The 26,378-nt window shown below is 68.2% G+C and carries 21 protein-coding genes; 7 read left to right on the plus strand and 14 right to left on the minus strand.

Features of this window, described 5'->3' with window-relative positions:
- Positions 1–4 precede the first annotated feature (4 nt).
- Complete coding sequence (locus OG219_RS10120; protein ID WP_266825049.1) at positions 5–1,264, minus strand: MFS transporter; 1,260 nt, start codon at positions 1,262–1,264, stop codon at positions 5–7.
- A 110-nt stretch (positions 1,265–1,374) separates the two neighbouring features.
- Here OG219_RS10120 and OG219_RS10125 point away from each other — a divergent pair, with 110 nt between their 5' ends.
- Positions 1,375–2,397, plus strand: coding sequence for a LacI family DNA-binding transcriptional regulator (locus OG219_RS10125; RefSeq protein WP_266825051.1), 1,023 nt, complete (start codon positions 1,375–1,377; stop codon positions 2,395–2,397).
- A 253-nt stretch (positions 2,398–2,650) separates the two neighbouring features.
- Here the strand turns inward: OG219_RS10125 and prcA are convergent, their stop codons facing one another.
- The 6 genes from prcA to arc form a co-directional block, all read right to left on the minus strand.
- A complete protein-coding gene (gene prcA / locus OG219_RS10130) occupies positions 2,651–3,397 on the minus strand; it encodes a proteasome subunit alpha (RefSeq protein WP_266825053.1) in 747 nt (248 codons plus the stop codon).
- A gap of 90 nt (positions 3,398–3,487) precedes the next feature.
- On the minus strand, positions 3,488–4,333 hold the full coding sequence (prcB, locus tag OG219_RS10135; RefSeq protein ID WP_266825055.1) for a proteasome subunit beta: 846 nt from the start codon (positions 4,331–4,333) through the stop codon (positions 3,488–3,490).
- Positions 4,285–4,491, minus strand: a complete 207-nt coding sequence (locus OG219_RS10140) for an endonuclease VII domain-containing protein (protein ID WP_323183271.1) — start codon at positions 4,489–4,491, stop codon at positions 4,285–4,287. The genes prcB and OG219_RS10140 overlap by 49 nt, the downstream gene beginning before the upstream one ends.
- A gap of 315 nt (positions 4,492–4,806) precedes the next feature.
- A complete protein-coding gene (locus OG219_RS10145) occupies positions 4,807–5,025 on the minus strand; it encodes a ubiquitin-like protein Pup (RefSeq protein WP_266825057.1) in 219 nt (72 codons plus the stop codon).
- A 168-nt stretch (positions 5,026–5,193) separates the two neighbouring features.
- The gene (gene dop / locus OG219_RS10150; RefSeq protein WP_353962405.1) at positions 5,194–6,705 is read right to left on the minus strand and encodes a depupylase/deamidase Dop; all 1,512 of its coding nucleotides are present in this window, start codon (positions 6,703–6,705) and stop codon (positions 5,194–5,196) included.
- Positions 6,706–6,939: 234 nt separating this feature from the next.
- Positions 6,940–8,706, minus strand: a complete 1,767-nt coding sequence (gene arc / locus OG219_RS10155) for a proteasome ATPase (RefSeq protein ID WP_266825059.1) — start codon at positions 8,704–8,706, stop codon at positions 6,940–6,942.
- A gap of 254 nt (positions 8,707–8,960) precedes the next feature.
- Here arc and OG219_RS10160 point away from each other — a divergent pair, with 254 nt between their 5' ends.
- A complete protein-coding gene (locus OG219_RS10160; RefSeq protein WP_266825061.1) occupies positions 8,961–9,266 on the plus strand; it encodes a ferredoxin in 306 nt (101 codons plus the stop codon).
- 92 nt (positions 9,267–9,358) lie between these two features.
- Here the strand turns inward: OG219_RS10160 and OG219_RS10165 are convergent, their stop codons facing one another.
- The 3 genes from OG219_RS10165 to OG219_RS10175 form a co-directional block, all read right to left on the minus strand.
- The gene (locus OG219_RS10165; protein WP_266825063.1) at positions 9,359–9,937 is read right to left on the minus strand and encodes a hypothetical protein; all 579 of its coding nucleotides are present in this window, start codon (positions 9,935–9,937) and stop codon (positions 9,359–9,361) included.
- 187 nt (positions 9,938–10,124) lie between these two features.
- Positions 10,125–11,027, minus strand: coding sequence for a tRNA (adenine-N1)-methyltransferase (locus OG219_RS10170; protein WP_266825065.1), 903 nt, complete (start codon positions 11,025–11,027; stop codon positions 10,125–10,127).
- 41 nt (positions 11,028–11,068) lie between these two features.
- The gene (locus OG219_RS10175; RefSeq protein ID WP_266836053.1) at positions 11,069–12,586 is read right to left on the minus strand and encodes a site-2 protease family protein; all 1,518 of its coding nucleotides are present in this window, start codon (positions 12,584–12,586) and stop codon (positions 11,069–11,071) included.
- 175 nt (positions 12,587–12,761) lie between these two features.
- Between OG219_RS10175 and OG219_RS10180 the strand changes: the two genes are divergently transcribed.
- Positions 12,762–13,712: a PD-(D/E)XK nuclease family protein gene (locus tag OG219_RS10180; RefSeq protein WP_266825067.1), complete on the plus strand. Its 951-nt coding sequence runs from the start codon at positions 12,762–12,764 to the stop codon at positions 13,710–13,712.
- Positions 13,713–13,726: 14 nt separating this feature from the next.
- Positions 13,727–14,398 (plus strand): response regulator transcription factor, encoded by a 672-nt coding sequence (locus OG219_RS10185; protein ID WP_266825069.1) that lies wholly within the window; start codon positions 13,727–13,729, stop codon positions 14,396–14,398.
- Between the two features lie 75 nt (positions 14,399–14,473).
- Here the strand turns inward: OG219_RS10185 and OG219_RS10190 are convergent, their stop codons facing one another.
- The 4 genes from OG219_RS10190 to metH form a co-directional block, all read right to left on the minus strand.
- Entirely contained in the window at positions 14,474–16,057 is a 1,584-nt protein-coding gene (locus OG219_RS10190; RefSeq protein ID WP_266825071.1) for an ABC transporter substrate-binding protein, read from the minus strand.
- Positions 16,058–16,173: 116 nt separating this feature from the next.
- Positions 16,174–17,778 (minus strand): ABC transporter substrate-binding protein, encoded by a 1,605-nt coding sequence (locus tag OG219_RS10195; protein WP_266825073.1) that lies wholly within the window; start codon positions 17,776–17,778, stop codon positions 16,174–16,176.
- A 455-nt stretch (positions 17,779–18,233) separates the two neighbouring features.
- Entirely contained in the window at positions 18,234–18,935 is a 702-nt protein-coding gene (locus OG219_RS10200; protein ID WP_266825075.1) for an HAD family phosphatase, read from the minus strand.
- 98 nt (positions 18,936–19,033) lie between these two features.
- Entirely contained in the window at positions 19,034–22,564 is a 3,531-nt protein-coding gene (gene metH / locus OG219_RS10205; protein ID WP_266825077.1) for a methionine synthase, read from the minus strand.
- 269 nt (positions 22,565–22,833) lie between these two features.
- On the opposite strand from metH, the gene OG219_RS10210 reads away from it, so the two are divergent.
- The 3 genes from OG219_RS10210 to glpK all read left to right on the plus strand — a co-directional run bounded on the left by OG219_RS10210 (position 22,834) and on the right by glpK (position 26,373).
- Entirely contained in the window at positions 22,834–23,598 is a 765-nt protein-coding gene (locus OG219_RS10210; RefSeq protein ID WP_266825079.1) for an IclR family transcriptional regulator, read from the plus strand.
- Between the two features lie 316 nt (positions 23,599–23,914).
- On the plus strand, positions 23,915–24,700 hold the full coding sequence (locus OG219_RS10215; protein ID WP_266825081.1) for an MIP/aquaporin family protein: 786 nt from the start codon (positions 23,915–23,917) through the stop codon (positions 24,698–24,700).
- 104 nt (positions 24,701–24,804) lie between these two features.
- Positions 24,805–26,373 carry a glycerol kinase GlpK gene (glpK, locus tag OG219_RS10220; RefSeq protein ID WP_266825083.1) on the plus strand — a complete coding sequence of 523 codons (1,569 nt, stop codon included), beginning with the start codon at positions 24,805–24,807 and terminating at the stop codon, positions 26,371–26,373.
- Positions 26,374–26,378: the final 5 nt, after the last annotated feature.

Raw genomic sequence — 26,378 nt, forward strand, 5'->3', positions numbered from 1 at the left:
AACATTACGCCCGATCGCCTGAGCGCAAACGGGGTTCGACGGCACGGTTTGGATCATTTTCCGATGAGACTGCAACCACCTCCGTGTTCCCGGTAGCTGCGAGAACCCGCCCCGTGGCCAGCAGAACCACCAGCGCGGCGGCGCCGGCGGCACCCGGTACGGCGAAGCCCCACACCGCCCCGCCCCACTCGACGACGGGGCCCGCGAGACCCGTTCCGACGGACGCGCCGACGGTGAACGTCGTGACAAGCCAGGAGAACGCCTCGGTGACGGTACCCCTGGGAGCGTGCCGGTCGACAAGGACGAACGCGCAGGCGATGCAGGGCGCCAGGAACACCCCGGCGAGCGCGGTGAGCGCCGTCATGGCGACCGGCCCCGGCACCAGCATCAGCGGCACGTAACACACCGCCAGGAGCGCCACGAGCAGCCGCAGTCGCCGCTCCGGCGCACCGGTCCACTGCCGCGCGCCGTACACAGTGCCCCCGACGAGCGCCCCCAGGCCGATCCCCGCCATCAGCCACCCGTACACCGCGTCCCCACCATGCCCGTCCGCGTACGACACCGAGGCGACCGTGATCGAGCCGAGCGCGATCCCGACGAACAGGAACGCGCAGAGCAGGGCCACCAGACCCGCCGAGCGCAGCGCGCCGAGCCAGTGCGCCTCGCGCGGAGCCGAGCGCCACGCGCGCGAGGGGGGCGACACGACCACGGAGAGGGCACCCAGGACACCGATGACGTTCAGGACGAGCAGCGCGGCCGGGGCGGACCAGAGCGCCACGCACAGCGTCACGAGCAACGGCCCGACGGTGAACATGATTTCCTGCGCCACGGCGTCCATCGCGTACGCGGTGTGCACCTGCTCCTCCTTGCGGAGGACGGAGGGCCACAGCGCTCGAAGACCGCCCTCCAGGGGCGGCGTGAAGAGCCCGGCGACCACCATGGCGACGTACGCGACCGGCAGCGGGTCGGTGCCCGAGAAAGCGAAGAGAGCCATCCCAAGGGCCGAGACGAGCGCGGCCGGCAACTGCACACGCGGCTGCCCGTACAGATCCACGAGCCGCCCGAGCAGCGGCTGCCCCACGGCGTTGCCCACCCCGTACACGGCGGCCAGCGCACCCGCCAGGCTGTAGCTGCCGCCCTCCGCGCGGATGAAGAGCACGACGGCGATGGCGGCGGTCGCGTTCGGCAGCCGCCCTATCAGCGTCCCGGTGAGCAGCCGGGCAGCATGCCTCGCCCGGAGGATCTCCAGATATCCCGCGGCCATGACGGTGCCCTTCTCGTAATCCCGTGGCGCCCGAAGTTTTACGTATAACTTCCTCTTCCATACGTACCATGTGCGCAGTCCGCGAGTCCAGACGAGGGAGCAGGTCGACGGTGGCACGAGGTAGCACGCGCCCCACGAGCCGGGACGTCGCCCAGGCCGCCGGGGTCTCCCAGGCCGCCGTCTCGCTGGTGCTCGGCGACAAATGGCGCGGCCGGGTCTCCGAAGCGACAGCGCAGCGGGTCCGGGAAGCCGCCCAGGAGCTCGGCTACCGCCCGAACCTCGCCGCCCGCAACCTCCGCCTCGGCCGCACCCGCACCGTCCTCCTCGTGGTCCCCGCACTGACCACCGAGTTCTTCGCCGGCGTCTACACCGGCGCCGCCCGCGTGGCGTCCGAGCACGGCTTCGGAGTCGTCCTCTACCCCTCCCCCGAGGGCATCGGCCCCGCCCGCGACCCCTTCGGCTCGGCACGCGCGGCCCTGGACGGCGTGATCGCCTCCTCCATGGCCGCCGACGCCCTCACCGCGATCCGCGGCGACCAGCTCCCCCTGGTCATGCTGGACAGCGACCCCGCAGGCAGCCTGGGCGCCGCGACCGTCAACCTGGACATCAGGGACGGCGTACGACAGGTCGCCGAACACCTCCTCACCCTGGGCCACCGCCACTTCCTGCACCTGGCGGCCGACATCCCCTCCTGGACCTTCGAGGTACGAGCCCAGGAACTGGCCGCACGCCTGGCAGAGGTCCCCGGCACAGAACTCCGCACAGCCCGCGCCCCCATCTCCATAGAGGGCGCCCTACAGGCCGCCGAGACCGCCCTGAGGACCCCCGGCCCCCGCCCGACAGCCCTGGTCTGCGACGACGACAAACTAGCGGCAGGCGCCTACAAGGCAGCCCGCCGCCTGGGCCTCCACATCCCAGAAGACCTCTCGATCACCGGCCTGGACGACCTGGCCCTCTCCAGAGCCATCGACCCCGAACTGACCACAGTCCGCCTGAACGCAGAACTATTCGGCGAACGAGGCATGCAAGCCCTCCTGGCAGTCCTGGAGGGCAAGACACCCCCACAGGGCGACATCCCGGTAGAACTGGTAGTACGAGGCTCCACGGCCCCACCACGCCCCTCAGGCCCCTAAGGGCCTGCTCCCCCATGCAGCCGCAGCCGCAGCCGCGAACGCACGGAAGGGGCCGGGGGCCGGTACATCAAATGCCCGTCGCATACGTGGTCACCACGCCTCCCGCCATGACAGCAACAGAAGTGTCCATCAAGCGACGGGCGGATGTACCGGCCCCCCGCCCCGACCCACCCCCCGACCCGCAGGCGCCCAGAAACGACGCGTGCCCCGACCGCCAGGGCCGGGGCACGCCGAGCAACCGCAAAACCAACGCTCACTCGTCGTCTTCGGGATCCTCCGCCTCGGTAGCCGTCGACGCCCCATCCGCCTCAAGCAACCGAGCCAACTGCCGCCCAACAATCCGCTTGAACTTCCGCTGCTGCGGCCGCGTCCGATCAAGAATCGCAACCTCGAGCCGCTCCGCGGGAATCTCCCGCTCCCCCCCGTTCGCCTCACGGGACAGCGACTGCACGGCCAGCTTCAACGCCTCGGCAAGCGACATGCCGTCCTCATGGCGCTGATCCAGATACGTACTGATCTGCTCGGCATTGCCACCCACAGCGACCGACCCGTGCTCATCCACGATCGACCCGTCGTGCGGCAGCCGGTAGATCTGATCGCCCTCGGGGGTCTCCCCCACCTCGGCGACCACGAGCTCCACCTCGTACGGCTTCTCGGCCGCACTGGAGAAGATCGTGCCCAGCGTCTGGGCGTACACATTGGCAAGACCGCGGGCGGTCACATCGTCACGGTCATAGGTGTAACCCCGCAGATCGGCATAACGCACCCCGCCGATCCGCAGATTCTCGTACTCGTTGTATTTGCCGGCCGCGGCGAAGCCGATCCGGTCATAGATCTCGCTGAACTTGTGCAGCGCACGGGACGGGTTCTCGCCGACGAACACAATGCCGTCGGCATACTGCAGCACGACGAGGCTGCGGCCACGGGCGATGCCCTTCCGGGCGTATTCCGCCCGGTCGGCCATCGCCTGCTGGGGTGAGACATAGAACGGCGTCGACACCGGTTATCCGTCCCTTCCTGTCGAATCTTTCGAAGTCACTGGATCACTTGCCAAGAAGCCGCTGCGAGAACAGCGTTCAAGCGGCCGCTGTCAGAGCAGCGCGGCCCGCGGACCGTCGGGCTGCTCAAGGCGCCGCTCCAGGATCGAGCGGGCGATCTCGGAGGACTCCTCGTCTCCCAGACGGCGGAATCCGTCCTCGGTGATCACGGTGACGATCGGGTAGATCCGGCGGGCGACATCGGGACCACCGGTCGCCGAGTCGTCGTCGGCCGCGTCGTACAGGGCCTGGACGACGAGGGTCGTGGCCTCCGCCTCGGTCAAATCCTTGCGGTAGAGCTTCTTCATGGCACCGCGCGCGAAGACCGAGCCGGAGCCGGTGCCGGCGAAGCCGTGCTCCTCGGAACGGCCGCCGGTGACGTCGTAGGAGAAGATGCGCCCCCTCTGGCGGTCCACGTCGTAGCCCGCGAAGAGGGGAACCACGGCGAGGCCCTGCATGGCCATACCGAGGTTGGAACGGATCATGGTGGACAGACGGTTGGCCTTGCCCTCCAGGGAGAGCGTGGCACCCTCCACCTTCTCGAAGTGCTCCAGCTCCAGCTGGAACAGCTTCACCATCTCCACGGCCAGACCGGCCGTACCGGCGATACCCACCGCCGAGTACTCGTCGGCCGGGAAGACCTTCTCGATGTCACGCTGCGCGATGACATTCCCCATGGTGGCCCGCCGGTCACCGGCGAGAACCACACCACCGGGGAACGTGACGGCAACGATCGTGGTGCCGTGCGGCGCCTCGATCACGCCCTGCGTGGGCGGCAGTTGCCGCTTGCCCGGGAGCATCTCCGGCTGGTGGTCCGACAGGAAGTCCATGAAGGACGACGACCCGGGCGTCAGGAAGGCAGCCGGTAGACGCCCGGTGCTACGAGTGTTGGCTTCCACGAGGATCCCTCCAAGTAGGCGGCAGCCCGACGAACTGCGTCGGGATCGTCTCCCAACTTGCCGATGGCCGAATTGCAGTTGAAGCACAGTACGCCACGGACCCTACCCGTCTCGTGGCAGTGATCCACATGAATGGCCGGAGCTTTCAGGCAGATCACTCAGAGCCCCATTTGAGAGGCGACCATCGCGTCACGCTCGGCTTCGGTCATGCCGTACTGGCGCTTCAGGTGATCCTCTCGACCCCTGACAGCTCTACAGGCCTTACCCCGTGTCGACAGCCCGTCCGACGCCGACCCTCTTGCCGAGCGCCTTCCTGCGCCGCCGGTAGTGCGCGGCCGAATATTCCGCCACGCACTCCCGGCACCGCACTTGCAGCCCGTCACGCCGGTTCCTGCCGGCAGCGAACGAAGCAAGCGGCAACACCCGACCACGCCCGGTACATCGCTTCACCTCAAGCGAATCCGGCATGCCCGCTATTGTCCACCTTTTTGCACAAACGAGCGCACGAAGTCCTCTGCGTTCTCCTCGAGCACATCGTCGATCTCGTCCAGAACCGAGTCGACATCGTCGCTCAGCTTCTCCTGGCGTTCCTTGAGGTCCTCGGTAGTCTGCGCGTCCTGCGCCTGCTCCTCGACCTCTTCAGTGGAACGCGTGGCCTTCTGCTGTCCGCCGCCGGTGTCCTTGGTCGCCATAAACCCTCACCCCGCTCGGTTCGACGTTCTTGATCAGACCCTACAAGCAGGGTCCGACATCGGCCCCGCAGTTGCTACAACGTCCGGGAGCCACCTCGATGATTCCCGGACGCGGCTGCTTTCCACCCCGATCCGCCACTTCGGCCGCGCAGGCCCCGCCGCGGCCGCTCAGCCGCCCGACAGGACCTTGACCAGGTCTTCTGCCGTGCGGCAGCGGTCGAGGAGCTCCTTGACGTGATTACGCGTTCCGCGAAGCGGCTCCAGGGTTGGGACGCGCTGGAGCGAGTCCCGGCCCGGCAGATCGAAGATCACCGAGTCCCAGGAGGCCGCCGCGACGTCGTCCGCGTACTGCTCCAGGCAGCGTCCGCGGAAGTACGCCCGGGTGTCCTCGGGCGGCTTCGTACGGGCCCGCTCGACGTCCTGCTCGTCCAGGAGTCGCTTCATCTTGCCGCGCGCCGCGAGGCGGTTGTAGATGCCCTTCTCGGCGCGTACGTCGGCGTACTGGAGGTCGACCAGGTGCAGCCGGGCGGCGTCCCAGTCGAGGCCGTCACGGCGCTGGTAGCCCTCCATGACCTCCCGCTTGGCGACCCAGTCGAGCTCTCCGGAGAGGCTCATCGGGTCGTTCTCCAGGCGGTTCAGGGTGTCCTCCCAGCGCAGCAGGACGTCCACAGTCTGGTCGTCGGCGTCGGACCCGAACCGTTCCTCCACGTACTTGCGGGACAGCTCGAAGTACTCCATCTGGAGCTGGACAGCGGTGAGTGTCCGGCCGCTGCGGAGCGTGACCAGGCGCTTGAGTGTGGGGTCGTGGGAGACCTGGTGGAGGGTGCGGACGGGCTGGTCGACCGCCAGGTCCACGGCGATGAAGCCGTCCTCGATCATGGAGAGGACCAGGGCCGTCGTGCCCAGCTTGAGATAGGTCGAGATCTCGGAGAGGTTCGCGTCGCCGATGATCACGTGCAGCCTGCGGTACTTCTCGGCGTCCGCGTGCGGCTCGTCACGGGTGTTGATGATCGGGCGCTTCAGGGTCGTCTCCAGGCCCACCTCGACCTCGAAGTAGTCGGAGCGCTGGCTGAGCTGGAAGCCGTGCTCGTGTCCGTCCTGACCGATACCGACGCGGCCCGCTCCGGTGACGACCTGGCGTGAGACGAAGAACGGCGTGAGGTGGCGCACGATGTCCGAGAAGGGGGTCTCCCGCTTCATCAGGTAGTTCTCGTGCGTGCCGTACGAGGCGCCCTTGTTGTCGGTGTTGTTCTTGTAGAGGTGGATCGGCTGGGCGCCGGGGAGCTGGGCCGCGCGCTCCGCGGCCTCCGCCATGATGCGCTCGCCGGCCTTGTCCCACAGGACGGCGTCCAGCGGGTTGGTGACCTCCGGCGAGCTGTACTCCGGGTGAGCGTGGTCCACGTACAGCCGCGCCCCGTTGGTGAGGATGACATTGGCCAGGCCGATGTCCTCGTCCGTGAGTTGGCTGGAGTCGGCGGCCTCGCGGGCGAGGTCGAAGCCCCGCGCGTCCCGCAGCGGGTTCTCCTCCTCGAAGTCCCAGCGGGCCCGCCGGGCCCGGTGCATCGCCGCTGCGTACGCGTTGACGATCTGGGACGAGGTGAGCATGGCATTGGCGTTGGGGTGGCCGGGGACGGAGATCCCGTACTCCGTCTCGATGCCCATTACTCGCCGTACGGTCATGCGGCCCTCCTTGCCCGGCAGCGCCCTCGGTCGGGGACGCTGCTCAAGTACCGCTGGTGCTCCGGTGCGTGTGCGGTGCCCGACCCCGCAACGCGCGACTCGGCGGTACGAAAGAGCCTAGAGCGCCTTTGCGCTGGTGGGGAGATCATTTGCGTCATTGCCTCGCTCCAGCCTTGACCCGAAAAACAGTCGGCTGCGGGTACCCGCGAAGGGCACCCGCAGCCGCCCTGTCTTTTACAGGTACTGACCGGTGTTGGCCACCGTGTCGATGGAGCGTCCGGTGTCCGCGCCCTGCTTTCCGGTGACCAGGGTACGGATGTAAACGATCCGTTCGCCCTTCTTGCCGGAGATTCGGGCCCAGTCGTCCGGGTTGGTGGTGTTCGGCAGGTCTTCGTTCTCCTTGAACTCGTCCACGCATGCCTGGAGGAGGTGGGAGACCCGAATGCCCTTCTGGTTCTGGTCGAGGAAGGCCTTGATGGCCGCCTTCTTGGCGCGGCCGACGATGTTCTCGATCATGGCGCCGGAGTTGAAGTCCTTGAAGTACAGGACTTCCTTGTCGCCGTTGGCGTACGTGACCTCGAGGAAGCGGTTCTCCTCGGACTCGTCGTACATGTGCTCCACGGCGGTCTGGATCATGTTGTTGACCGTGGCCGCTCGGTCACCGCCGTGCTCACCGAGGTCGTCGGAGTGCAGCGGAAGGCGCTCGGTGAGGTATTTCGCGAAGATGTCCTTCGCGGCCTCGGCGTCCGGGCGCTCGATCTTGATCTTCACGTCGAGTCGGCCGGGGCGGAGGATGGCGGGGTCGATCATGTCCTCGCGGTTCGAGGCGCCGATCACGACCACGTTCTCCAGGCCCTCCACGCCGTCGATCTCGGCGAGCAGCTGGGGGACGATGGTGTTCTCCACGTCCGAGCTGACGCCTGATCCACGGGTGCGGAAGAGGGACTCCATCTCGTCGAAGAAGACGATGACGGGGGTGCCCTCGCTGGCCTTCTCACGTGCACGCTGGAAGACGAGGCGGATCTGCCGCTCGGTCTCACCGACGTACTTGTTCAGGAGCTCGGGGCCCTTGATGTTGAGGAAGAAGCTCTTGCCCGTGGCCTGTCCGGTCACCTCGGCGACCTTCTTGGCCAGCGAATTGGCGACGGCCTTGGCAATGAGCGTCTTGCCGCATCCAGGAGGCCCGTACAGCAGGACGCCCTTGGGCGGCCGCAGTTCGTGCTCCTTGAAGAGGTCGGGGTAGAGGTACGGGAGCTCGACCGCGTCGCGGATCAGTTCGATCTGGTTGCCCAGGCCGCCGATCTGCTCGTAGCCGATGTCCGGGACCTCTTCGAGGACGAGTTCCTCGACCTCGCTCTTGGGAACGACTTCGTAGACATAGCCGGAACGGGGTTCGAGAAGCAGGGCGTCGCCGGGGCGGATGACGACGTCCAGGAGCGGCTCGGCGAGCCGTACCACCCGTTCCTCGTCTGTGTGCCCCTGCACGAGTGCGCGTTCGCCGTCCTCGAGGATCTCCTTGAGGGTGACGATCTCGCCGACGCTCTCGTACTCCATGGCCTCGACCACGTTGAGGGCTTCGTTGAGCATCACTTCCTGGCCGCGCCTGAGCTCTTCGAGCTCCACGCTGGGGCTGACGTTCACCCGGAGCTTGCGGCCCCCGGTGAAGATGTCGGCCGTGCCGTCCTCGTTGGCCACGAGGAAGACACCGAAGCCTGCCGGCGGCTGTGCGAGCCGGTCGACTTCTTCCTTGAGGGCCACGATCTGGTCGCGGGCCTCACGGAGCGTGTTGGCGAGCCGCTCGTTCTGAGCGGACACGCCGGCCAGGTTCGTCTGCAACTCGACGATCCGCTCTTCGAGAATCCTCGTGTGCCGCGGAGAGTCGGCGAGCTTGCGTCGCAGGACGGCGATCTCCTGCTCAAGGTAGGCAATCTGCCCGGCGGGGTCATCGGACCCTCTTCCCGGGCGGATGCCGCGGTTCATGTCGTCGTCGTGGGCTGCCACGGTCCTCACCTCCTCCAAGGGGAGCTGGACGCTTCCAGACCCTACCTGGGTGGGTGTCGATTGAAACCCCTAGATCACAAAGACTGTCGGGGTGTGTCCGATCTTCACCCTTGCGCTCTCCCTCACGCCAGGGGAATACCCACCCAACATGATTGGGAAGCGGACGGAGGTAGGGTCGAAGTGTTCAACACCCGTCAGAGCTGGCCCGACTTGCAGGGATTTCGGGTGGCTCGGCGCAGGAAACGGCAGGAGAAGTGACCGTGCAGCAGGAGGCCGGAGTCGGCGGCGAGGCGCTTGAGGTCTGGATCGACCAGGATCTCTGTACCGGGGACGGGATCTGCGTCCAGTACGCGCCCGAGGTCTTTGAGCTGGACATTGACGGCCTGGCGTACGTGAAGGGCTCCGGCGACGAGCTGCTGCAGGTCCCGGGCGCCACAACGCCCGTACCGCTGCCGCTTCTGCGCGATGTGACCGACTCCGCGAAGGAGTGTCCGGGCGACTGCATCCATGTACGTCGGGTTTCGGACAAGGTCGAGGTGTACGGGCCTGACGCGGAGTGACGCATGACGCACTCCGCGTCACCGTAGTCTGCTTTCTCACACCCTCCGCGGCGCGGAGGGTGTTCTCATATGCCTGGAGCTTCGGGGGGCGTTCACACGCCCTGGGCTCCGGAGGGCGTCGAGCGGACGAACGCGCCGTTCGTCCACTGCCACTTGGCGAGATCCTTCACGTCGGGGCAGCAACTCGGTACGTCGGGCGAGGAGTAGCCGAGGAGTGTGGCGGTGACGGCGCCGTCACTCAGCGCGAAGTCGGTGACGCTCAGGCGGTCCTTGGGGTCGACCAGGGTGGCCACGACTCGGGGCTTGGTCTCGTCCGCGGCCTGGGTGAGGACGTAGACGCCGTTGGGCGGGGTGCCCGAGCCCGCGTCGCAGCGGACCACGGCTACGGTTTCCGGCCGCCCGTCGCCGTCGAGGTCTCCGGAGGCCTTCTTCTGGACGAGGACTTTGGTGGGCCCGCACTCGATCGGGAAGTCGACGCCGGACGGATCGGGAGCCGCTGCGGAGGCTTGGGCCGGCTTCGCGTCGGGACCGGCGGCCTGGGCCGCTGTCGCCGGGTCGGGCTGCAGTACGGAGGAGAGCGCGACGACTCCGGCGATGGCGGTGGCCGTGGCGACCCACTGGATGGGGCTGGTGTGCGTGTGTGCCAGTTCCGGGACGGCGGATTGCTGCACTAGGAGTGTCTCCTGTGAGGGCTGTGCCGGTGGGGGTGTCCCGCATGGTGCCACACGTCACAGTGCGGTGGAACGGCGGGGTCAGGACTTCTGACGGACTTCTGGCGGCGCGTCAACAGGAAAGCACTGTGGCCGAGTTCCCCGGCTGTCCCGGGAACTCGGCCACAGTTGTGGTGCGTTGGTTACGTCAGCGGCCCATGCCGCCGTCGGCGTTCGGACCGGTGTAGTCGTCGCCGTAGGAGCCCTTGGAGGGGCGGCGGCGGCGCATGGGCGGCTCGACTCCGTCCGCGAGGCGGCGGGCGGTGAGCAGGAAGCCGGTGTGGCCGATCATCCGGTGGTCCGGGCGGACGGCCAGGCCTTCGACGTGCCAGTTGCGGACCATCGACTCCCAGGCGGTCGGCTCGTTGAAGGAGCCGATCTCGCGGATGGACTCGACGGTCCGCGCGAGTTGGGTGGTGGTGGCGACGTAGCAGCAGAGGATGCCGCCGGGGACGAGCGCCTTGGAGACGGCCTCCAGGCACTCCCACGGGGCCAGCATGTCGAGGACGACGCGGTCGACGTCGGTGTCCGACAGGTTGTCCTGGAGGTCGCCGACGGTGAGCTGCCAGGCGGGGTGCTTGTCGCCGAAGTAGCGCTCCACGTTCTGCTGGGCGATCTCGGCGAAGTCCTCGCGGCGCTCGTAGGAGTGCAGCATTCCCTGGTCGCCGATGGCGCGCAGCAGGAAGGCGCTGAGGGAGCCGGAGCCGACGCCGGCCTCCACGACGCGGGCGCCGGGGAAGATGTCGGCGAAGGCCAGGATCTGCCCCGCGTCCTTGGGGTAGACCACGGCGGCGCCGCGGGGCATGGACAGGACGTAGTCGGGGAGCAGGGGGCGCAGCGCGAGATAGGCGACGTTCCCCGTGGTGCGGACGACGCTGCCCTCGGGAGCACCGATCAGCTCGTCGTGCGGGAAGGAACCCTTGTGGGTGTGAAAGTTCTTTCCGGCTTCGAGCGTGAACGTGTAGTGGCGGCCCTTGGGGTCGGTCAGCTGAACCTGGTCCCCGACCTTGAAGGGCCCGCGCCTGCGGGCGGCACCGGTCGGTTCGGACATGTGACCAGCCTACCGGTCCTGGGAGCGGTGGCGGACCACTGTCAGGACGGCCGGGCCATGGCCTTCACGAAGGCGCGTTCCACGTCGGCCGCGGACAGGACGCCGTAGATCTCGCCGGACTCCTCGACCACCAGGTACTCGGTGGCGGGGTTCGCGCGCAGGGTGTCGAGGAGGTCCTCGCCGGCGAGCTCGGCGGAGACCCGCATGCCGTCGGTGAGGTCCTGGGCGAGGCCGCTGACCGCGACCCAGGGGCGGCGGTGCTCGGGTACGCCGACGATGGCGGCCTCGCGGACGAGGGACAGCGGCTGGCCGTCGGCGTCGACCACGACGAGGGCGCGGGCGCCCGCGTCGTTGGCGCGGCGCAGGGCTTCCGAGAGCGGGGTGCTGGTCTCGACGGGTACCGCGCGCCGGGTGAGTGCGCGGGCACGAAGTTCCGGGAGGTGTTCGCGCAGGCGGGCCATGCGGAGGCTGTTGCCGGCGCCGGTCCAGATGATCGCGGCGAGGATCGCGGCGAGCAGCGCGTCCATGACGGTGTCCATGCCGCCGATGTCCTCGGAGGCGTCGCCGAGTGCTCCGGACTGGGTGAGCAGGGGCAGCCCGATCAGTACCGAGACGGCGAGGGCGCGGCCCACCCAGGCGGCGGCGATCGTGCCGCTCATCGGCTTGCCGGTGATCTTCCAGACGACGGCGCGGAGCATGCGGCCGCCGTCGAGGGGCAGCCCGGGCAGCAGGTTGAAGACGGCCACGATCAGGTTGGAGATCATCAGGCCGCCCAGGAGGACGCCCGGCACGGTGCCGGGCTCGACGGTCTGCATGGCGAGGTAGAAGACGCCGGAGAGGACGAGGGAGAGCAGCGGGCCGACGAAGGCAAGGACGAACTCCCGGCCGGGGGTCTCGGACTCCTTCTCGATCTCCGACACCCCGCCGAAGAACTGCAGCTGGATCCGGCGCACCGGCAGCTTGAAGCGCAGGGCGGCGACTGTGTGGGCGAGTTCGTGGACGAGTACGGAGGCGTAGAAGGCGACCGCGAAGAAGAGGGAGACGAGGTAGCGCAGGGCGCCGAGTTCGGGCAGCACGCGGTCGAGCTGGCCGCCGAACACCCAGGTGATCAGGGCGGCGACGAGGAACCAGCTGGGCGCCACGTACACGGGTACGCCGAAGGGGCGTCCCATGAGCAGTCCGCCGCCGGGTCCCTTCTCGCGCCGCGGTGGCCGTCCCTTGCCGGTGCCGGACTTGGCGAGGGTCCGGGCTCCCTTGGTCCCGGGGTCACCCGGCGCACCGGTGTGCGGGTGGGCGTCGTCCGTGGGGTCGGGGTGGGCCTGGGGCTGGTCGGAGGCGTCGGTGCCGGGCTCGGCTGCCTCGGCCGGGCGGGGTGCGTCGGGGTTCTCGGTGCTGCCGCCCGGTTCCGTGGGCTCGGGCCCGGTGGGGTCCTGAGGCTCCTCCCGTCCGGGGCGCGTGGCGTCCGCGGCCGGACCCGTGGAGGCCTGGGGCCCCTCGTGGCGCTCGGTCGCTTCGTCGGTACCGGACCGCGGCTGCCCGCTCCCGCCGCTCTCGTCCACGATGTCCCCTCGTTCGAAGCGTCCCCCGCTCCCGATCATGCGGAGCAGGAGGGTCTGTGGTCGATGGTATGCGGCTGTCGCGATGCGTTCCGCCCCGGCACCCCCTCTGTTTTCCGCGCCGTCGCACGAGCCGTGGGTGGGTCACTGTCAGTGGTGAGCCGTAAGGTCTGTCGTCATGGAAACCAGCACCGAGGGCGTCGTGGAGACCAGTGCCGAGGGCGTGGTCGAGGCCGGTACCGGCGCCGAGCCCGGCGAAGCCGTGGCGGCCCGGGCGGCCGTGGCGCCGGCGTCGCTCTCGCCCTCGCGCGCGAGCGACTTCATGCAGTGTCCACTGCTCTACCGGTTCCGGGTGATCGACAAGCTCCCCGAGAAGCCGAGCGAGGCGGCCACCCGCGGCACGCTGGTGCACGCGGTGCTGGAGCGGCTCTTCGACGCCCCTGCGACGGAGCGTACGGCGCCGCGTGCCACGTCCTTGATCCCCGGCCAGTGGGACCGGCTGCGCGAGACCCGCCCCGAGGTCGTGGAGCTGTTCGCGGACGATCCCGAGGGTGAGCGTCTTGCGCGCTGGCTCGGCGAGGCCGAGCGGCTGGTGGAGCGCTGGTTCACGCTGGAGGACCCGACGCGGCTCGAACCCGCCGAGCGGGAGCTGTTCGTCGAGGCGCGGCTGGACTCCGGGCTCAAGCTGCGCGGCATCATCGACCGTGTCGACGTGGCGCCGACGGGCGAGGTGCGGATCGTCGACTACAAGACGGGCAAGGCCCCCAGGCCCGAGTACGCCGAGGGTGCCCTGTTCCAGATGAAGTTCTACGCCCTGGTGGTGTGGCGGCTGAAGCAGGTGGTCCCGCGTCGGCTCCAGCTCGTCTATCTCGGCAGCGGTGACGTCCTGACGTACGACCCGGTGATCGAGGACCTGGAGCGCGTCGAGCGCAAGCTGCACGCGCTGTGGGAGGCGATCCGGGAGGCCACCGAGACGGGCGAGTGGCGGCCCCGGCCCACCAAACTGTGCGGCTGGTGCGATCACCAAGCGGTATGTCCGGAATTCGGCGGTACTCCCCCGCCCTATCCGCTGCCGGTCAGGGCGCCGGAGTCGGGTGGTGACTCGCAGGGCAGAATGGGGCCGGACTAGCGAAGGAGACTTACGTGGCCATCCGCGTCCTACTGGTCGATGACCAGCCGCTGCTGCGCACCGGCTTCCGGATGATCCTGGAAGCGGAGCAGGACCTTGCGGTCGTCGGCGAGGCCGGCGACGGTCTCCAGGCGCTCGACCAAGTCCGCGCCCTGCAGCCCGATGTGGTTCTGATGGACATCCGCATGCCGCGGATGGACGGTGTCGAGGCGACCCGGCAGATCACCGGCCCCGGCCGGGACGGTCCGGCGAAGGTGCTGGTGCTGACGACCTTCGACCTCGACGAATATGTGGTGGAGGCGCTGCGCGCGGGCGCCAGTGGCTTTCTGCTCAAGGACGCACCGGCCAATGAGCTGGTGCAGGCGATCCGGGTGGTCGCCTCGGGCGAGGCGATGCTCGCGCCGAGCATCACGCGCCGGCTGCTCGACAAGTACGCGAGCCATCTGCCGTCCGGTGACGATCCGGTGCCGGACACGCTGCACACGCTGACCGACCGCGAGGTCGAGGTGCTCAAGCTGGTGGCGCGCGGGCTGTCCAACGCCGAGATCGCCGCCGACCTGTTCGTCAGCGAGACCACCGTCAAGACGCATGTCGGGCACGTCCTCACCAAGTTGGGGCTGCGCGACCGGGTGCAGGCGGCGGTGTACGCGTACGAGAGCGGGTTGGTGCGCCCCGGCGCGCAGTAGACCCGTACGACAGCGCAGAGGGCGGTCCCTTCCTCCGGGAGGAAGGGACCGCCCTCTGTGTGCGCGGAGCCGGGGTCAGTCCTTGCTGATCTCCCAGAAGCGGAAGACGGTCGAGGCGTCGAGGCAGTACTCCAGGCCGTAGACGTTGTCGCGGACGACTGCGTACTGCTTGGCCTGCCAGAGCGGGATGATCGGCAGTTCGTCGGCCACGATGTCCTGGAGCTTGCCGTAGTCGGCCTCGGTCGAGGCGCGGTTGCTCTCGGCGGCGGTCTCCGGGATGAGCCGGCCGGTGATCGTGCTGTTGGTGTAGTTGTTGCTCAGCACGTTGCCCTCGCCGAAGAAGGGCGCCGTGAAGTTGTCCGGGTCCGGGTAGTCGGGCACCCAGCCCTTCACGTACACGCCGTACTTGCCGTCGGCGATGTCCTTCTCGTACTCGTCGAAGGCGACGGACTTGACGGTCGCGTCGAAGAGTCCGCTGGCGTTGAGCTGCTTGGCGATCGCCTTGAACTCCTGGTCGGTGGACGGTCCGTAGCGGGACGGCGTCGACCAGAGGGTCAGCTGCACCTTGTCGGTGATGCCGTCGGCGCGCAGCGCGGCCTGGGCCTTGGAGCGGGAGGGGCTGGCGCCGTAGGTGTCGAAGAAGGCCGTGTTGTGGCCCGCGATACCGGCCGGGATGATCGAGTAGAGCGGCGTCGCCGTGTCCTGGTAGACCTCGTCGACCAGGGCTTCGCGGTCGAGGAGGTAGGCGATGGCCTTGCGCACCGAGAGTTGGCCCGCCACCGGGTCGTCCATGTTGAAGACGAGGTGCTGCACTTCGGCGCTGGTGCCCTCGACGACGTTGACGCCCGTGCCGGTGGAGGTGTCGCTCTCGATGTCCGCGATGTCGTCGGCGGCGAGGCCTCGGTAGGCGATGTCGATCTCGTTGTTCTCGAGCGCGGTCTTCAGGGCGGTCTGGTCGCCGTGGAAGAACTTCAGCGTCACGCCGGAGTTCTTCACCTTGGCGGTGCCCTTGTAGCTCTCGTTGACGGAGAAGACGGCCTCGTTCTCGCCGAACGATTCCAGCTTGTACGGGCCCGAGCCGACCGCCTCGTTGTCCGTGCGCAGTCCGTTGTCCGCGTACTGCTGGTGGTCCACGATCGAGCCGGCGCCGGAGGCGATCTTGCTCGGGAAGGTGGCGTCGGCGTACTTGAGCTTGAAGACGACGGTCTTGGCGTCCGGTGTCTCCACCGTGTCGAGCATCGGGAACATGATCGCGGGACCGGCGTCGTCGTTGATCTTCAGCATGCGGTCGAAGGAGAACTTGACGTCCTCAGAGGTGAGCGCGTCACCGTTGCTGAACTTCAGCCCGCTCTGCAAGGTGCACGAGTAAACCTTCGTGGCGGTGTCCGTGAACGAGCACTCCTTGGCGGCCTCGGGCTCGGGCTCCGTACCGCCCTTGGGGAAGCTCAGCAGCGACTGGAAGACGTTGTTGAACAGCAGCCAGGAGCCCGGGTCGTAACCGGACGCCGGGTCGGTGGCCAGGACGTCGTCGGACATCCCCATCACGATGGAGGAGCCGCTGCCCCCGGAGCCGCCCGACTGCGAGCCGCAGCCGGCGAGCAGGCCGACGGCCAGCCCCGTCGCGACGGACAGGACTGGCCACTGGTTGCGCATGTTCACGTGCGTGTGCCTTGTCGTTGGTTCTCAAGAGTGCCGGATCTCGGGGCACCGGATCGCGGAGCACCGGATCGAGCGGGCGCCGGGCCTGCGGGCAGGCCCGGCGACGGCAAGCCGGGTCAGCCGCTCACTCCGCGGCCGAGCTCCCACAGCTGGAGGGTCGAGGAGGAGTTGAGCGCCCACTCGGCACCGGTGATGTCGTCCCGCGCGGCGATGTACTGCTTGCCCTGCCACAGCGGCAGCACCGGTACGTCCTTGGCCACGATGTCCTGGATCTCGGTGATGCTCTTCGAGGCGGTGAGGCGGTCGGCCTCGCGCCGGGACTCCGGGATCAGGCTGTCGATGATCGTGCTGTTCGCGTACGGCGACTTGAGGAAGTTGTCCTTGTCGAGGAACGGCGCGAGGTAGTTGTCGGCGTCCGGGAAGTCCGGGAACCAGCCCATGCCGTAGACCTCGTACTCGCCCTTGCGCTCGGCCGGGACGAAGGTGTCCCAGGGCGTGCCCTTGATGTCGACGTCGAACAGGCCGGTGGCGTTGAGCTGCTGCTTCAGCTGCTCGAACTCGTCCGCGGTGACCGAGCCGTAGTGGTCGGTCGTGTAGTTCAGGGTGAGCTTCACCGGGGTGGTGATGTCGGCCGCGGTCAGCATCGCCTCGGCCTTGGTGACGCTCGGGTCCCCGTACTTGTTGAAGAACGAGTTGGAGTGACCGGTGATGGTGGCGGGGACCAGCGAGTAGAGCGGGTCGGCGCCCGTGCCGTACACCTTGGAGACGAGCTCACTGCGGTTGATGACCTGGGCCATGGCCTGGCGGACGGCCGTGGACTTGACCGCCGGGTCGTCGGTGTTGAAGGCCAGGTAGCGGATCTCGAGGCCGGGCATCTCGATCAGGTCGATGTCGCTGTCCGTGGCCGCGCCGAGCTTCTTGATCTGCTCCGGCGACATCGAGCGGGTCATCAGATCGATGTCGCCCTTGTTGAGCGCGGTGCCCATGGTGTCGGCGTCCGAGAAGGAGCGCATCTCGACCTGGCTGTTCTTGACCGTCAGAACACCCTTGTAGTTGGGGTTCTTGGTGAAGACGCCGTTGACGAGCTCGTCGTCCTTCACCTCGGCCTTGAACGTGTACGGGCCGGAGCCGTCGATGCTGAAGCCGTCGCGCAGCTTGTCCTTCTCGTAGTCGTCGGGGTTGACGATGCCGGCGACCGGGGTCGACAGCTTGAACGGGAAGGTGGCGTCCGCGGTCTTGAGGTGGAAGATCACCTCGCGGTCGCCCTGGGTCTCGACGGTGTCGACCGTGGACAGCAGCGCGAACACACCACTGTCGGCCTGGATCGCCATGGCGCGGTCGATCGAGTACTTGACGTCCTTCGCGGTGACGGGGTCGCCGTTCGCGAACTTCAGGTCCTTGCGCAGGGTGCAGGCGTAGCGCTCGTTGCCCGTGTCGGTGAAGCCGCACTCCTCGGCGGCCTCGGGCTGGGGCTCTCCGTCACCGCGCGGGATGATCATCAGCGTCTGCACGGTCTGACGGAGAATGTTCCAGCTGCCGACGTCGTAGGCGTACGCCGGGTCGAGGGGAGCCGGGGCATCCTTCGAGGCGATGAACCGGTCGGTGGTACCGACGACGATGGGGTCGCCGCTGTCGCCCCCACTGCCGGACCCCCCACAAGCGGCGAGCACCGGGGCGAGCAGGCCGATCACGGCCGGCAGCACCAAAGTCTTGCGGTTCATGCTCGAGTTTCTCCAGAGCTGTAGATTCCGCGGCCCGGCATACAGGGGTGGTGTTGCGGGGTCACAGGGATACGGCGATGTTCTCGCGATGACATTAGTCCGCACGGCCACTGAGGCCCCCAGTGACTGGAGTTGAGCTCCCATCACGCTGCGAGACCGGGCGTGGACACACCGATAACGCGGCAGTGGAAGGATTCGTGCAGGCTTTCACCAATCGGGACACAAGGGCACGTCACCCACCCCCCAAAGGGTGTCGATGGCATATGCCAGACCCGATGTCGACCCCTCGGCGAGTGGCGAACCTCACAGCATCAACTCAGCCGGGGAGCACCGGAATTCAGCCATCCCGCCGGGATTGAATTCCCTCAGGGGGTTCCGTCGCAGATCCACCGGCGGTTCTCCGGGAGTCGCTCGGGGCCTATTCGCGCATTCGGTTCCGCACGCTGGGTGAACGTCTAGCGCATTTCCGTCATCAGGCCGCGGAGAAAAGGCAGGTCGACCTCTTCCAGGGAGGTCACGACGGTGCGCCGGGCGGCTGGCGCGATGGGGGCGATCGAGGGCACGGCGACCACGTGGCAGCCGGCGGCCTCGGCGGCTGCCACGCCCGTCGCGGTGTCCTCGATGACAGCGCACCGGGCCGGTGCCGCGCCGAGCCCCGCGGCGGCCAGCAGATACGGGTCGGGGAACGGCTTGGTCCGCTCCACCTCGTCGCCCGCCACGGTCAGCGCGAAGTGCTGGGGGCCGAGCGAGGTCAGGATGCGGTCGATGATGCGCCGGTGCGAGGCGGAGACCAGGGCGGTGGGGATCTCGTGCGCCGCCAGTTCGGCGAGCAGTCTGGCCGCCCCCGGCATCAGCGGCAGCGAGTGGCCGATCCGGGCCTCGAACCCGTCGTTCAGCAGCACCGTCAGCTCGGCGACGGTGATGTCGGCGCCGGTGGCCTCGATGAGGAAGCCGGCGCTGCGGGTCATCGGGCCGCCGACCACCACATGGCGCCAGGACTCGTCGAGCACATGACCGAGGGACGCGAAGACCTCGGCCTCCACCTCCCACCAGAAGCCCTCGGTGTCCACCAGAGTGCCGTCCATGTCGAGGAGCACGGCCTCCAGGGCAGAGCCTTCGGCCGTACGGGTACCGAGCGCGGGGACCGTACTGGTCATCCGGGCGCACCTCCTTGAGGGACGATCAGGCCGGTCGCCCTTTTTTGCCAAAGGGGCAACCGGCCTGCAGTGGACCGACCAGTGTACGTCGTGTCCGATCAGCGCGCGTTGAAGTACTTCGCCTCCGGGTGGTGGATCATGATCGCGTCGGTGGACTGCTCGGGGTGCAGCTGGAACTCCTCGGAGAGCACGACGCCGATGCGCTCCGGCTCGAGGAGCTGGGCGATCTTGGCGCGGTCCTCCAGGTTGGGGCAGGCGCCGTAGCCGAGGGAGAAGCGGGCGCCCCGGTACTTCAGGGCGAACATGTCCTCCATCGCGTCCGGGTCCTCGCCGGCGAAGCCGAGTTCGGAGCGGACCCGGGCGTGCCAGTACTCGGCGAGCGCCTCGGCCAACTGGACGGACAGACCGTGCAGTTCGAGGTAGTCCCGGTAGGAGTTGGACTCGAAGAGCTTGGCGGTCTCCTCGCCGATCCGGGAACCCATGGTGACGACCTGGAGGCCGACGACGTCGATCTCGCCGGACTCCTCCGGGCGGAAGAAGTCGGCCAGGCACAGTCGGCGGCCGCGGCGCTGGCGCGGGAAGGTGAAGCGGGTCCGCTCGTTCCCGGCGTCGTCCAGGATGATCAGGTCGTCGTCCTTGGACACGCACGGGAAGTAGCCGTAGACCACGGCCGCTTCCAGCAGGTTGTCGGTCTGCAGCTTGTCCAGCAGACCGCGCAGCCGGGGCCGCCCCTCCGTCTCGACCAGTTCCTCGTACGTCGGTCCATCGCCCGCGCGGGCCTGCTTCAGGCCCCACTGGCCCTTGAAGAGCGCCCCCTCGTCGAGCCAGGAGGCGTACTCCTTGAGCTGGATGCCCTTGATCACGCGGGTGCCCGCGAAGGGCGGGGTGGGCACGGGGTTGTCGACGGCGACGTCGGAGCGGACGTGTCCTTCTTCGGGGTGCTCCTCGACCTCGGCGGCAGCGACCGCCGGACGCACCCGGCGCTGCTTCAGCTCGGGCAGCACGGCTCCGGGCACGCCCCGCTTGACCCCGATCAGCGCGTCCATGAGACGCAGGCCCTCGAAGGCGTCGCGGGCGTAGCGGACTTCGCCCTCGTAGATCTCGTACAGGTCCTGCTCGACGTAGGCGCGGGTGAGAGCGGCGCCGCCGAGGATGACCGGGTAGTCGGCGGCCATCTTGCGCTGGTTGAGCTCCTGAAGGTTCTCCTTCATGATCACCGTCGACTTGACCAGCAGCCCCGACATCCCGATCACATCGGCCCGGTGCTCCTGGGCCGCGTCCAGGATCGCCGACACCGGCTGCTTGATGCCCAGGTTGACCACGTTGTAGCCGTTGTTCGACAGGATGATGTCGACCAGGTTCTTGCCGATGTCATGGACGTCGCCGCGCACCGTGGCCAGCACGATGGTGCCCTTGCCCTCCGCGTCCGACTTCTCCATGTGCGGTTCGAGATAGGCGACCGCGGTCTTCATGACCTCGGCGGACTGCAGCACGAACGGCAGCTGCATCTGGCCCGAGCCGAACAGCTCGCCGACCACCTTCATGCCGTCCAGCAGCGTGTCGTTGACGATGTCGAGGGCGGGGCGGGTCTGCAGGGCTTCGGCGAGGTCGGCTTCGAGGCCGTTCTTCTCGCCCTCGATGATGCGCCGCTTGAGCCGCTCGTCCAGCGGCAGTGCGGCCAGTTCCTCCGCCCGGCCCGCCTTCAGGGACTTGGTGGTGGCGCCCTCGAACAGGGCCATCAGCTTCTGCAGCGGGTCATAACCCTCGGCGCGGCGGTCGTGAATGAGGTCGAGGGCGGTCTGCACCTCTTCCTCGGTGAACCGGGCGATCGGCAGGATCTTGCTCGCGTGCACGATCGCGGAGTCCAGGCCGGCCTTCACGCACTCGTCCAGGAACACCGAGTTGAGGAGGATCCGGGCGGCCGGGTTGAGGCCGAAGGAGATGTTCGACAGTCCGAGGGTGGTCTGGACGTCCGGGTGACGCCGCTTCAGTTCGCGGATCGCCCCGATCGTCGCGATGCCGTCCTTGCGGGACTCCTCCTGGCCTGTGCAGATGGTGAAGGTCAGGGTGTCGATGAGGATGTCCGACTCGTGGATGCCCCAGTTCCCGGTCAGATCCTCGATCAGGCGCTCGGCGATGGCGACCTTGTGCTCGACGGTGCGGGCCTGGCCCTCCTCGTCGATGGTCAGCGCGATCAGCGCCGCACCGTGCTCCTGCGCGAGCCGGGTGACCTTCGCGAAGCGCGACTCCGGGCCGTCGCCGTCCTCGTAGTTGACCGAGTTGATCACCGCACGGCCGCCGAGCTTCTCCAGCCCGGCGCGCAGCACGTCGACCTCGGTGGAGTCCAGCACGAGGGGAAGGGTGGAGGCGGTCGCGAAGCGGCCTGCCAGCTCCTTCATGTCCGCGACGCCGTCCCGGCCCACGTAGTCCACGCACAGGTCGAGCATGTGCGCTCCCTCACGGATCTGGTCCCGCGCCATCTCCACACAGTCGTCCCAGCGGGCCTCCAGCATGGCCTCGCGGAACTTCTTCGACCCGTTGGCGTTCGTCCGCTCACCGATCGCCATGTACGCGGTGTCCTGGCGGAACGGCACCGTCTGATAGAGCGAAGCGGCGCCCGGCTCGGGGCGCGGGTCACGTGCCCCCGGGGCCGTGCCGCGCACCCGCTCGACGACCTGGCGCAGGTGCTCCGGCGTCGAGCCGCAGCAGCCGCCGACCAGCTGGAGGCCGTAGTCGCGGACGAAGTTCTCCTGCGCGTCGGCCATCTCGGGCGGGGTGAGCGGGAAGTACGCGCCGTCCTTGGTGAGGATGGGCAGGCCCGCGTTCGGCATGCACATCAGCGGCGTACGCGAGTGGCGGGCCAGATAGCGCAGGTGCTCGCTCATCTCGGCCGGGCCCGTCGAGCAGTTCAGGCCGATGAGGTCGATGCCGAGCGGCTCCAGCGCCGTGAGCGCCGCACCGATCTCCGAGCCGAGCAGCATGACGCCGGTGGTCTCAAAGGCGAGCGAGCAGATCAGCGGCACTTCCAGGCCCAGGGCGTCCATCGCACGGCGCGCGCCGACCAGACTCGACTTGGTCTGCAGCAGGTCCTGCGTGGTCTCCACGATCAGGGCGTCCGCGCCACCGGCGAGCAGGCCCTCGGCGTTCTGCTGGTAGCCGTCGCGCAGTACGTCGTACGCGATGTGGCCGAGCGACGGCAGCTTGGTGCCCGGACCGATCGAGCCCAGCACCCAGCGCTGGCGGCCGTCCTTGGCGCCGAACTCGTCGGCGACCTCGCGGGCGATCCGGGCGCCCGACTCGGACAGTTCGAAGATGCGGTCGGCGATGTCGTACTCGCCGGCCGCCGAGTGGTTCGATCCGAAGGTGTTGGTCTCGACGCAGTCCACGCCCACGGAGAAGTACTCCTCGTGGACGGACCGGACGATGTCGGGGCGGGTGACGTTCAGAATCTCGTTGCAGCCCTCGAGATTCTGGAAGTCCTCCAGCGTCGGATCCTGCGCCTGAAGCATCGTGCCCATCGCGCCGTCGGCCACCACGACACGGGTGGCGAGGGCCTGGCGGAGTGCGTCGGTGCGCGCCCGGCTCTCGGAAAGCTCGGACGGAAGGGACGGGTTCGGCAACGAGGCCATGAAGGTGCTCCCTGGAGTGCGACGGCTGTCGGCTTTGCGCTTCCCATGGAAGGCGCACGCCGTCAGGGTAGCCCGGAGCGCGGCCGTAGGGTCAGGGGCGTCCACGGGACGGACCCGCGTGGCGCACGCGACGGCGGAGCTCAGACGGACGAAATATGTGGCGACCATCCATTAGCGGGAGGTAGCCATGGACCGGTAGTGTTCGACATTGCCGAACGGCGGCAGTGAATCGCGCGCCGTCGGTCGAAGGGGACGGAGGCAGCACGGCGATGGCACGGAACATCCAGTCGCTCGAACGGGCGGCAGCGATGCTGCGGCTCCTCGCGGGCGGCGAGCGGCAGCTCGGCCTGTCGGACATCGCCTCCTCGCTCGGTCTGGCCAAGGGTACTGCGCACGGCATATTGCGGACCCTTCAGCAGGAGGGCTTCGTCGAGCAGGACGGCGCATCCGGGCGCTATCAGCTGGGAGCCGAACTGCTGCGGCTCGGGACCACCTATCTCGACGTGCACGAGCTGCGGGCGCGCGCCCTGGTCTGGACGGACGATCTGGCCCGCTCCAGCGGCGAGAGCGTCTATCTGGGCGTGCTCCACCAGCAGGGCGTACTGATCGTGCACCACGTGTTCCGACCGGACGACAGCCGTCAGGTGCTGGAGGTCGGGGCCATGCAGCCGCTGCACTCCACGGCGCTGGGCAAGGTCCTGTCCGCATACGATCCGGTCGCCCACAGCGAGGTCCTGGAGGCCGAGCGCAAGGTGTTCACGGCGCGTACGACGAGCGAGCTGGACGAGTTCGAGGTCGTGCTCGACCTGACCCGCGCGCGCGGGTACGCCGACGACGTCGAGGAGACCTGGACGGGCGTGGCCTCGGTCGCCGCCCCCATCTACAACCGGCGGCGCATGCCGGTCGGCGCGGTGGGCATCACCGGGGCCGTGGAGCGGGTCTGCAAGGACGGCGAGCTGCGCCCCGAGCTGATCGCGGCGGTACGGGACTGCGCCCGCGCGGTGTCGCGGGACCTGGGCGCCGGACGGTTCTGAAACTCACAGTTTTCTGAGGTTCGTACAAGAGAAGGCCGGGATGCCAAGGGCGTCCCGGCCTTCGTCGTTCGCTCACAAGATCGACAGCTCACGGCAATCCGTAACGATCGCGTTTTCGAGAACAGAGCTCTTGACGTGCCGGTAACACGAGAGCAAGACTCGCGTCCATCGGTCGGCATTGTCGAACACCTAACGGCAATACGCGCTAGAGTGTGACAACGCCAAGGGCCGCATCGCTCTCTCTCCCTGAGAGCAACGAACCACCGGTGGGACCCGGGGTTCGGCTTCCCCTGGACGAAGGACAAAGGAGTCGCGGGTGTCCAGCTCCGACATCTTCATCGGCGAGACCATCGGTACCGCCGTTCTCATCCTGCTCGGCGGTGGCGTGTGCGCCGCCGTCACTCTGAAGGCCTCCAAGGCACGCAACGCCGGGTGGCTCGCCATCGCCTTCGGGTGGGGTTTCGCGGTACTGACCGCGGTGTACATCTCGGCGCCCCTTTCCGGCGCCCACCTCAACCCGGCCGTGACACTCGCGCTCGCGATCAAGGACGGCGGATGGGACGACGTCCCCATCTACTGGGCAGGTCAGCTGCTCGGCGCCATGATCGGTGCCGCACTGGTCTGGGTCGCCTACTACGGCCAGTTCCACGCGCACCTCACGGACCCCGAGATCGTCGGCGAACCCGGCGCGAAGACCAAGGCCGTCGAGGCGGAGGAGAAGGGCGCGGGCCCCGTGCTCGGCATCTTCTCCACCGGCCCGGAGATCCGGAACGTGGTGCAGAACCTCGCCACCGAGATCATCGGCACCTTCGTGCTCATCCTCGCGATCCTCACGCAGGGCCTGAACGGCAACGGCGACGGCCTCGGCACCCTGGGCGCCCTGATCACCGCGCTCGTCGTGGTGAGCATCGGCCTCTCCCTCGGTGGCCCGACCGGCTACGCGATCAACCCGGCCCGTGACCTCGGCCCGCGTATCGTGCACGCCCTGCTCCCCCTGCCCAACAAGGGCGGTTCCGACTGGAGCTACGCCTGGATCCCGGTCGTCGGTCCACTGATCGGCGGCGCGATCGCTGCGGGCATATACAACGTCGCCTTTGCTTAAGAGCATCGCTTGAGAGCCGCTTTCCCCACAGCAACTCTGAACAGCAGCGCGCCGTAGATACAGCCCCCTTCAGGCCCCTTCACACGGAACTTCAGGAGCACACCGTGACCGACGCACACACCGCAGGCACTTCCTCCCACGGCACAGGGCCGTTCATTGCGGCGATCGACCAGGGCACCACGTCCAGCCGTTGCATCGTCTTCGACCGGGACGGCCGCATCGTCTCCGTCGACCAGAAGGAGCACGAGCAGATCTTCCCGAAGCCGGGCTGGGTCGAGCACAACGCCACCGAGATCTGGACCAACGTCCAGGAGGTCGTCGCCTCGGCCATCGAGAAGGCCGGCATCACCCGCGACGACATCAAGGCCATCGGCATCACCAACCAGCGTGAGACCACGCTGCTGTGGGACAAGAACACCGGTGAGCCCGTCCACAACGCGCTCGTCTGGCAGGACACCCGCACGGACGCGCTCTGCAAGGAGCTCGGCCGCAACGTCGGCCAGGACCGCTTCCGCCGCGAGACGGGCCTGCCGCTCGCCTCGTACTTCGCCGGTCCCAAGGCCCGCTGGCTCCTCGACAACGTCGAGGGCCTGCGCGAGCGCGCCGAGGCCGGCGACATCCTCTTCGGCACCATGGACAGCTGGGTCATCTGGAACCTGACGGGCGGTGTCAACGGCGGCCGGCACGTCACCGACGTCACCAACGCCTCCCGCACCATGCTGATGAACCTGCACACCATGCAGTGGGACCCGAAGATCGCCGAGTCCATCGGCGTTCCGCTGAACATGCTGCCCGAGATCCGGTCCTCCGCCGAGGTGTACGGCGAGATCACCGGCGGCAGGCTCGGCGAGCTGCTCGGCGGCATCCCCGTCGCCTCCGCGCTCGGCGACCAGCAGGCGGCCCTGTTCGGCCAGACCTGTTTCTCCGAGGGCGAGGCCAAGTCCACGTACGGCACCGGCACCTTCATGCTGATGAACACCGGTCACAAGGTCATCAACTCCTACAGCGGGCTGCTGACCACCGTGGGCTACCAGATCGGCGACCAGAAGCCGGTCTACGCCCTTGAGGGCTCCATCGCCGTCACCGGTTCGCTGGTGCAGTGGATGCGCGACCAGATGGGCCTGATCAAGTCAGCCGCCGAGATCGAGACGCTCGCGTCCTCGGTCGAGGACAACGGCGGTGCCTACTTCGTGCCGGCCTTCTCCGGTCTCTTCGCCCCGTACTGGCGTCCCGACGCCCGCGGTGTGATCACCGGTCTGACCCGCTATGTCACCAAGGCGCACATCGCGCGCGCCGTCCTGGAGGCCACCGCCTGGCAGACCCGTGACGTCAGCGACGCCATGACCAAGGACTCGGGCGTCGAGCTCACGGCCCTCAAGGTCGACGGCGGCATGACCTCCAACAACCTGCTGATGCAGACCCTGGCCGACGTCCTGGACGCCCCCGTGGTGCGCCCGATGGTCGCCGAGACCACCTGCCTCGGCGCCGCCTACGCCGCCGGTCTCGCCGTCGGCTTCTGGACCAACACCGAAGACCTGCGCGCCAACTGGCGCCGGGCCGCGGAATGGACCCCCAACATGGCCGCGGAGACTCGCGACCGTGAGTACAAGAGCTGGCTCAAGGCCGTCGAGCGGTCCATGGGCTGGCTCGATGACGACTCTGCCGAGGAGTAAGAACC

It is taken from the genome of Streptomyces sp. NBC_00038, from assembly GCF_026343635.1.
Lineage (GTDB): Bacteria > Actinomycetota > Actinomycetes > Streptomycetales > Streptomycetaceae > Streptomyces.

What these genes read in the sequence shown, in the direction of transcription:
- OG219_RS10145 (WP_266825057.1), bottom strand. Translation starts at nt 5,025, where the DNA reads ATGGCGACCAAGGACACCGGCGGCGGACAGCAGAAGGCCACGCGTTCC.
- OG219_RS10180 (WP_266825067.1), top strand. Translation starts at nt 12,762, where the DNA reads ATGGAAACCAGCACCGAGGGCGTCGTGGAGACCAGTGCCGAGGGCGTG.
- dop (WP_353962405.1), bottom strand. Translation starts at nt 6,705, where the DNA reads ATGACCGTACGGCGAGTAATGGGCATCGAGACGGAGTACGGGATCTCC.
- OG219_RS10195 (WP_266825073.1), bottom strand. Translation starts at nt 17,778, where the DNA reads ATGAACCGCAAGACTTTGGTGCTGCCGGCCGTGATCGGCCTGCTCGCC.
- OG219_RS10210 (WP_266825079.1), top strand. Translation starts at nt 22,834, where the DNA reads ATGGCACGGAACATCCAGTCGCTCGAACGGGCGGCAGCGATGCTGCGG.
- OG219_RS10120 (WP_266825049.1), bottom strand. Translation starts at nt 1,264, where the DNA reads ATGGCCGCGGGATATCTGGAGATCCTCCGGGCGAGGCATGCTGCCCGG.
- OG219_RS10170 (WP_266825065.1), bottom strand. Translation starts at nt 11,027, where the DNA reads ATGTCCGAACCGACCGGTGCCGCCCGCAGGCGCGGGCCCTTCAAGGTC.
- metH (WP_266825077.1), bottom strand. Translation starts at nt 22,564, where the DNA reads ATGGCCTCGTTGCCGAACCCGTCCCTTCCGTCCGAGCTTTCCGAGAGC.
- OG219_RS10200 (WP_266825075.1), bottom strand. Translation starts at nt 18,935, where the DNA reads ATGACCAGTACGGTCCCCGCGCTCGGTACCCGTACGGCCGAAGGCTCT.